The organism is Blastomonas sp. 34TW (assembly GCF_059803595.1).
Window position 1 is genome coordinate 108,600 of the sequence record NZ_JAPFGW010000014.1, and the last position, 7,150, is coordinate 115,749.

At 65.5% G+C, this 7,150-nt stretch carries 8 protein-coding genes; 3 read left to right on the forward strand and 5 right to left on the reverse strand.

Annotated features, from left to right (window positions below):
• Position 1 precedes the first annotated feature (1 nt).
• Positions 2-469, reverse strand: coding sequence for a GNAT family N-acetyltransferase (locus tag OPU69_RS16865; RefSeq protein WP_498512614.1), 468 nt, complete (start codon positions 467-469; stop codon positions 2-4).
• A gap of 137 nt (positions 470-606) precedes the next feature.
• Between OPU69_RS16865 and OPU69_RS16870 the strand changes: the two genes are divergently transcribed.
• Both OPU69_RS16870 and OPU69_RS16875 read left to right on the forward strand, forming a co-directional pair.
• Positions 607-1,656: an isoaspartyl peptidase/L-asparaginase family protein gene (locus tag OPU69_RS16870; RefSeq protein ID WP_498512616.1), complete on the forward strand. Its 1,050-nt coding sequence runs from the start codon at positions 607-609 to the stop codon at positions 1,654-1,656.
• 29 nt (positions 1,657-1,685) lie between these two features.
• Positions 1,686-3,344: a thiamine pyrophosphate-binding protein gene (locus OPU69_RS16875; protein WP_498512618.1), complete on the forward strand. Its 1,659-nt coding sequence runs from the start codon at positions 1,686-1,688 to the stop codon at positions 3,342-3,344.
• Positions 3,345-3,605: 261 nt separating this feature from the next.
• On the opposite strand, the gene OPU69_RS16880 is transcribed toward OPU69_RS16875, so the two are convergent.
• The gene (locus tag OPU69_RS16880) at positions 3,606-3,788 is read right to left on the reverse strand and encodes a CsbD family protein (RefSeq protein WP_060980090.1); all 183 of its coding nucleotides are present in this window, start codon (positions 3,786-3,788) and stop codon (positions 3,606-3,608) included.
• 58 nt (positions 3,789-3,846) lie between these two features.
• Positions 3,847-4,266 carry an EVE domain-containing protein gene (locus OPU69_RS16885; RefSeq protein WP_498512620.1) on the reverse strand — a complete coding sequence of 140 codons (420 nt, stop codon included), beginning with the start codon at positions 4,264-4,266 and terminating at the stop codon, positions 3,847-3,849.
• 173 nt (positions 4,267-4,439) lie between these two features.
• On the opposite strand from OPU69_RS16885, the gene OPU69_RS16890 reads away from it, so the two are divergent.
• Complete coding sequence (locus OPU69_RS16890; RefSeq protein ID WP_273303333.1) at positions 4,440-5,378, forward strand: isopenicillin N synthase family dioxygenase; 939 nt, start codon at positions 4,440-4,442, stop codon at positions 5,376-5,378.
• A gap of 29 nt (positions 5,379-5,407) precedes the next feature.
• On the opposite strand, the gene OPU69_RS16895 is transcribed toward OPU69_RS16890, so the two are convergent.
• Positions 5,408-6,334: a glycine-rich domain-containing protein gene (locus tag OPU69_RS16895; RefSeq protein WP_498512622.1), complete on the reverse strand. Its 927-nt coding sequence runs from the start codon at positions 6,332-6,334 to the stop codon at positions 5,408-5,410.
• 135 nt (positions 6,335-6,469) lie between these two features.
• Positions 6,470-7,120 (reverse strand): hypothetical protein, encoded by a 651-nt coding sequence (locus OPU69_RS16900; RefSeq protein WP_498512624.1) that lies wholly within the window; start codon positions 7,118-7,120, stop codon positions 6,470-6,472.
• Positions 7,121-7,150: the final 30 nt, after the last annotated feature.

Below are 7,150 nucleotides of genomic sequence, written 5' to 3' on the forward strand. Positions count from 1 at the left end.
GTCACAGCGTGCGCGTCATGCACATGCTGAACGGGTCCTCGGTATAATCGCCAAAGGGCGGGCATTCGGCAAAGCCGTGCTTGCGATACAGCGCGTGCGCTGCATGGAAGGGCTCCGGCTTGCCGGTTTCGAGCGAGAGGCGCGTATAGCCCCTCGCCCGCGCCTCGGTTATCAGATGCAGCAACATCGCCTCGCCCAGCCCGCGCCGAAGGAAATTGGGTTCGGTGCGCATCGATTTCAGCTCGCCATGGTCCGCGTCGATCTGCTTGAGCGCGCCGCATGCGGCGAGCTGCCCGTCGATGCGCAGCGCATAGAAGGTGACATCGGGTTGCCGCAGCCGCTCGACCGGAAAGGCATGGACCGAACAGATCGGCGAATGCTGGACCATCTGACCCAGATGATAGCGCAGCAAGGCCACGATATCCTCGCCGGTCAGGTCGTCTTCCTCGATGGTGATCGTCTGCTGCATGTCCAAGCCCCCCGGAACCTTTCTTCACGTCCGGACATTGCGATGGAAACCGCGCGCAATCCACACAAAGTTGCGCGGCTCGCCAAAGCCGCCTAATCGCGGCAGCTCAATTCCCGCCTGATCCGGAGCCTGTCCCCATGTCGCATCCCTCGACTGAAACCACCGGCCACAGCGGCTGGTCGCTCGTCATCCATGGCGGATCGGGCCAGTTCGAGCGCGGCCGCCTGAGCGCAGAGGCCGATGCCGGTGCACGCGCCGGGCTCGACCGCGCGCTCGTGGCCGGGTCTCAGGTGCTTGCCGCAGGCGGCAGCGCGCTCGACGCAGTGCAGGCGGCGATCATCGTGCTCGAGGACGACCCGCATTTCAACGCCGGCCACGGGTCGGTCTATACCTATGAGGGAAAGATCGAGCTCGACGCCGCGGTGATGGACGGCGCCGACCGCGCCGCTGGTGCCATCGCCCGCGCGCACCACACGAAGAACCCGATCCTGCTCGCGCGCAAGGTGCTCGAGGACAGCCCGCACGTGATGCTCTCGGGCGAGGGCGCGGACCGGTTCTCGGCGGAATCGGGCTTGTCCCAAGTCGACAACGCCTATTTCGGCACGCCCGAGCGCAAGCGCCAGCTCGAGGAGATGAAGGCCAAGACCAGCGGCTGGTTCGACATCGACATGAAATACGGCACCGTCGGCGCGGTCGCGCGCGACAGCCATGGCCATGTCGCGGCGGGCACCTCGACCGGCGGACTCACCGGCAAGCGCTATGGCCGGATCGGCGATTCGCCGCTGATCGGCGCGGGCACCTATGCCGACGACCGTTCGTGCGCCGTCTCCGCCACCGGCGCGGGCGAGTTTTTCATCCGCGTCGGCGTGGCGCACGAAATCTGCACCCGCATCCGCCTGAAGGCCGAAGCCCGCGCCGAGTTCCTCGCGCACGAGGCCGAGCGCGGCGGCACGATCCTCGACGAAGCGGCGCGCGCCAGGCTGCTCGCCACCGCGCTGACGGCGGACGAGGTGCAGGAGATCGTCGATGCGGTGATGGCCGAGATGGTGGGCCTGGGCGGCACCGGCGGGCTGATCTATCTCACCCCCTGGGGCCATCAGGGCTATGCTTTCCGCACGCCCGGCATGTATCGTGGGATGGCCAGCAGCGACGGCGCGCGCAGCGTCGCGGTCTATGGCGACGAATAAGCAACGATAACAGCAAGGCGAGGAACTTCATGACCGGCATTTCCCCCCGCACCGGCGGGCGCATTCTTGTCGACCAGCTGGTGGCGCAGGGCTGCGACCGCATCTTCACCGTGCCGGGCGAGAGCTTTCTCGCGGTGCTCGATGCGCTGCACGACGTGCCCGAAATCGACACCGTGGTCTGCCGTCAGGAAGGCGGCGTGACCTTCATGGCCTGTGCCGATGGCGCGATGACCGGACGGCCCGGCGTCGCCTTCGTGACGCGCGGCCCGGGCGCGACCAATGCCAGTATCGGCGTGCATGTAGCCATGCAGGACAGCAAGCCGATGGTGCTGTTCATCGGCGATGTCGACCGGGGGATGAGGGACCGCGAGGGCTTTCAGGAGGTCGATTTCCAGGCGATGTTCGCGCCGCTCGCCAAATGGGCGGCACGGATCGACGATGCGGCGCGCATCCCCGAATATGTCGCGCGCGCCTTTTCGGTGGCGATCTCCGGACGCCCCGGCCCGGTGGTGCTGGCGCTGCCCGAGGACATGCTCAAGGACGTGGTCGAGACCGCCGACCGTCCGCGCGTCACCCGCCCCGCCCAGCCGGTCTGCCCCAACGGCTTTGCGGTGCTGATGGAGATGCTCGGGGACGCCAAGTCCCCGATCGCGATCATCGGCGGCGCGGACTGGAGCCCCTCGGCGCGCGCCAATTTCCAGATCTTCGCCGAGCGCATCGGCCTTCCCGTCGCCTGCGCCTTTCGCCAGCAGGACGCTTTCGACAACGCCTCACCGGTCTGGGCGGGCAATCTCGGCTATGGCCCCAACCCGAAGCTGGTCGCGCGGGTAAAGGCCGCGGACCTGATTCTCGCGGTCGGCGCGCGGCTGGGCGAAGCGACCACCGATGGCTACACGTTGATCACCACCGAGCATCCCGGCCAGACGCTGGCGCATGTCCATCCCGACCCGAACGAGCTCGGCCGAGTCTATCGCACCGACCTGCCGCTGTGCGCCGACATGGAAGAGTTTGCCGAAGCTGCCGCGCTGTGGGACGAGGACGACGTGCATTTCGACAGCGGCGCCGAGGCGCATGCCGAATGGCTCGCCTTTTCCGACCCGCAGCCGACTGGGGCTGCGCTCGATCTCGGCCAGTGCGTCAAGGCGATGCGTGCGGCGATGCCCGCCGATACCGTCATCTGCAACGGCGCGGGAAATTTCTCGGGCTGGTGGCACCGCTACTGGCATTATGGTGAAAAGCCGAGCCAGCTCGCCCCGACCGCTGGTGCGATGGGCTATGGCGTGCCCGCCGCCGTCGCTGCCGCGCTGCGCCTCAAGCACCGCAAGGTCGTTGCGCTGGCGGGAGATGGCGATTTCCTGATGAACGGCCAGGAACTGGCAACCGCCGTGCAATATGGCGCGGACCTGCTGGTGCTGGTGATCGACAACGGCGCGTACGGTACCATCCGCATGCACCAGGAGCGCGAATATCCGACTCGGCTCTCCGCCACGACGCTCCACAATCCCGATTTCGCACTGCTTGCGCGCGCTTATGGCGGCTGGGCGGCAACGGTCGAACGCACCGAGCAATTCGCCCCCGCACTCGCAGAGGCGCTGGCGCAGCCGGGGCTCAAGCTGCTGCATCTCAAGACCGATATCGAGAATATTGCAGCGAGCGGGGCTACGGTGACGGGTCTACGGGGGCGCTGAGCGAACAAACCTTCTCCCTTGAAGGGAGAAGGATACGAAGCCTTGCTGGGCGCAGCGCGGTTAGGCGGAGTTGGATGAGGGTGATGTGCGTGAACGCCTGCGCATTTTCACCCTCACCCAGCTTCGACTAATTCGCTTCGCTCATAAGTCTTCGCAGCCCTCTCCCTTCTAGGGAGAGGGCTTCGGAAGCGCAAAAAACCGGCCCTCTTGCTAGCGGAAGAGAGCCGGTCCTTTTGAATTCAGCGAAGCTGGATCAGAAGATCACACCTTGTCGCCGAATGCGCCCTTGACGTCGCCGGCAAGCTTCTGGGTCTTGCCCTTAAGCTGCTGCGCCTCGCCTTCGGCTTCGAGTTCGGGGTTGTTGGTGGCAGCACCAATGCCTTCCTTGACCTTGCCGGCCAGATCATTTGCGGTGCCTGCGGCCTTGTCCTTGAGTTCGCCCATGATATTGCTCCTTCACTTGGCAAGACGGGGAGGCTTGCCTTCGGAGTACTTACGCAGGTTAGAAAGACGCGTTCCCCGCGAGGCGCATGATTTCCCCCCATTCGTCGCATGTTACGCCAGCGACCGACAGGCGCGACTGGCGCAGGATCGCCATGTTGGCCAGCTTCGGATTCGCCTTGATCGCCTTGAGCGTCACCGCGCGCCTCAGCGGCTCGACCGGCTGCACCTTCACCGCGACCCAGCGTCCGCTCTCATCCTTGGGATCGAGAAAGGCGGGTTCGCTCACCCGCATGATCCCTACGACCTCCAGCCCCGTGCGCGAATGGTAGAACAGCGCCAGATCGCCCTCGCGCATCGCCTTCAGGTTGTTCGAAGCCTGCGCGTTGCGCACCCCGTCCCAGGTCCCCTCGCCGTCGCGGACCAGGTCGTGCCAGCCATATTCTTCGGGTTCGGACTTCATCAGCCAATATTGGGTCATGATTTTTCCCGTCTGAGCGCCTAGACCTCGGTCGCTTTTGATGGAGTCAAAAGCGCGGTCTAGGTTTCTGTTATGCCGTGATTTCCGAGCCGTGAAATGTTCCATTTCACTCGAAATCACTCTAGATGAGCGCATCGCTCGAACTTCGAGACTCAGCTATTGCGGACCGCATCATGATACAACTGCCCATTCTCTCGCTCACCGACGAACCTGCCGCGCTCGCGCAGAAGCTCGGCGACAGTTTCTCCACCTATGGCTTTGCAATGATCAAGGATCACGGCCTCGACCCCGCTTTGGTGCGCCAGGGCTGGGACAAGACGGCCGAGTTCTTCGCCCTGCCCACCGAGGAGAAGCGCCGCTATTACGATAGCGAGGCTGGTGGCCAGCGCGGCTATACGCCGTTCGGCACCGAGATCGCCAAGGATGCCAAGGCGCATGACCTGAAGGAATTCTGGCATGTCGGGCGCGAGATTGACCCGGCGAGCCCGATCGCGCACACCATGCCCAAGAACGTCTGGCCCGAGCGCCCCGAGCATTTCCGCGAAACCTTCGAGCCGCTTTTTGCCGAGTTCGACCGGGTGGGCAACATCATCCTGTCGCGCATCGCGGTCTATCTCGGGCTCGATGCGAACTGGTTCGAACCGGCGGTGCATGAGGGCAATTCGATCCTGCGCCTGCTCCACTATCCGCCCATGGGCGTCGGCACCGGCGAGGAAGGCGCGATCCGCGCGGGCGCGCATGAGGATATCAACCTCATCACGCTGCTGCTGGGGGCCGAGGAAGGCGGGCTCGAGATTCTCGCCAAGGATGGCAGCTGGATCGACATGCGCCCACCCGAAGGCGCGCTGGTCGTCAATGTCGGCGACATGCTGCAGCGGCTGACCAACCATGTCCTGCCCTCGACCACGCACCGCGTGCGCAACCCGGCAGGCGACCGGGCGCGCTACAGCCGCTATTCGATGCCCTTCTTTTTGCACCTCAGATCGGACTTCCCGATCCGCACGCTCGAAGGCTGCATCACCGCCGAACGGCCCAATCGCTATCCCGATGCGATCCTGGCCGACGATTATCTGCACGAGCGGCTGGTCGAGATCGGCCTGGTGAAGGCCTGAGCCTTTTTGACACTGCGCGCGGCGGGGAGTCAGTCTCCGCCGCCGCATCCTCCGCAGCCGCTGCTGCAACCGCTGTCGCCGCCCGAGTCGTTGCCGGAATCGCTGTCCCAGCTGGCTTCGGCCCCACCGCCGCCGAAATCGCCGCCGCCCGCCGCAAAGGCCGCGCCGCCCGCTGCGGCCGCGCCACCGCCGCTCGACCAGCCGTCGAACGAACTGATCGAGCTGTCACCCGTGCTGTCATCGGTGCGCTTGCGACGATTGGCAGAGGCCCTGGGCACCATCAATCGTCGCGCCAGCCTCCATGACCAGCGCAGCAGCGATACGACCACCAATGCCGCGACCAGCAGGATGACGATCCCTATCAAGGCATCGAACGACTGGCTCGAACCGCTGGTGCGGGTGACGTCGCTGACCTTGCTGGCAGCGAGCGCCGTGCACGCCGCGAGCAGCGCCGCTCCCCCCGCCATGCCCGCGATCGACACCGCCTTGCGCGGCAGCAGATAATGGCGGGTGCGGTCGACCCATTGATAGCGCGTGCCGAAGCGGATGTCCGACGGTGGCCAGATGTCGCGCGGCGGCTCTTGCCCGAATGTATCACGATAGCGCTGCAGCGTTTCGGCATAGAGCGCGCGATACTTGCGCCCCTCTGACGCGCCGCCTGCGGTCGGGCCGTGGTGCAGCGGCCGTCCGATGATCCGCGCGCACAGCTCCTCCCAGTAATGCCGGGTATAGGCGAGATGCAGGTGCCATGCCTGGTCGACCTGATCCGACGGGGTGACTTCGCCGGTGCCGGTTGCGGCGAGATAGAGGAACCGGCGATATTCGGTCATCACCGCTTCGGCATGGGCACGCGTCCATCCGTTCTCGCGCGCCAGCCGCCGGGTGAAGCTCAGCGCTGCGCCCGGAGGCTCGATACGCATCTGGGCAAGCGCCTGCCATATCGGATCGTCGACCATCACCGCCCCTCCCGCCGTTTTGGTGAGGCGAGGCTATCGAGTCCGGATCGCTGCGGCAATCATCAAATGTAAAACAAAAAGGAGGGCATCGCGCAGGCGATGCCCTCCAGGGTGGAGAGAGATGTAAACGGACGATCAGCGGCGGACGCGCGCGCGCGTTTCGAGCTCGCCGAGCCGGCGATCGAGATAGGCACGGTCGTCGGCGCTGGCATTGAGCCGCGCATAGGCCGCTTCCAGACGCGTCAGGTCCTCATGCTCGACGCGAAGCTGCGCCTGAGCGCTCGCGGACAGGCCGCTCGAAGGCAACGCGCGGGCGATCGCATCGAGGCGCGCGCGCGGGGTCTGCACCACCGTGCTGCCGCCGCCGGTCGAGGCCATGTCGCCAACGCGGGCATCGAGCGCTTCGAGCCGGGTGTAAAGATCGTCGCGCTCCTGATCAGTGATCCGGCCATCGCGCAGATAGCTCGCCTCGGTGCGCACCAGCGCTGCGTAATCGGTCTTCAGCCGCGCGCCTTCGACTCGCGTGATCCGGCGCGCGGAAACCTGAGCATCAACGCGCTGGTTGAATTCGCCCTGCCCGTCGGCGACCGAAATGCCGATGTCCGATTCATATTCGTCGCCATAGGCGCCGTCGGCGATCACCTGGGTCAGACGGGCATAGCGCTCGGCCAGGTCTTCGCGCTCCTGCACGGTGAAGCGGCGGTCGGCGCCATAGCGCGCCTCGAGCTGGACCAGATCATAATAGATCCTATGCAGGCCGGATCGGCTATGCCGTTGTTCCGTCAAACCTCACGGAGAACGCTACATGGAGAACTC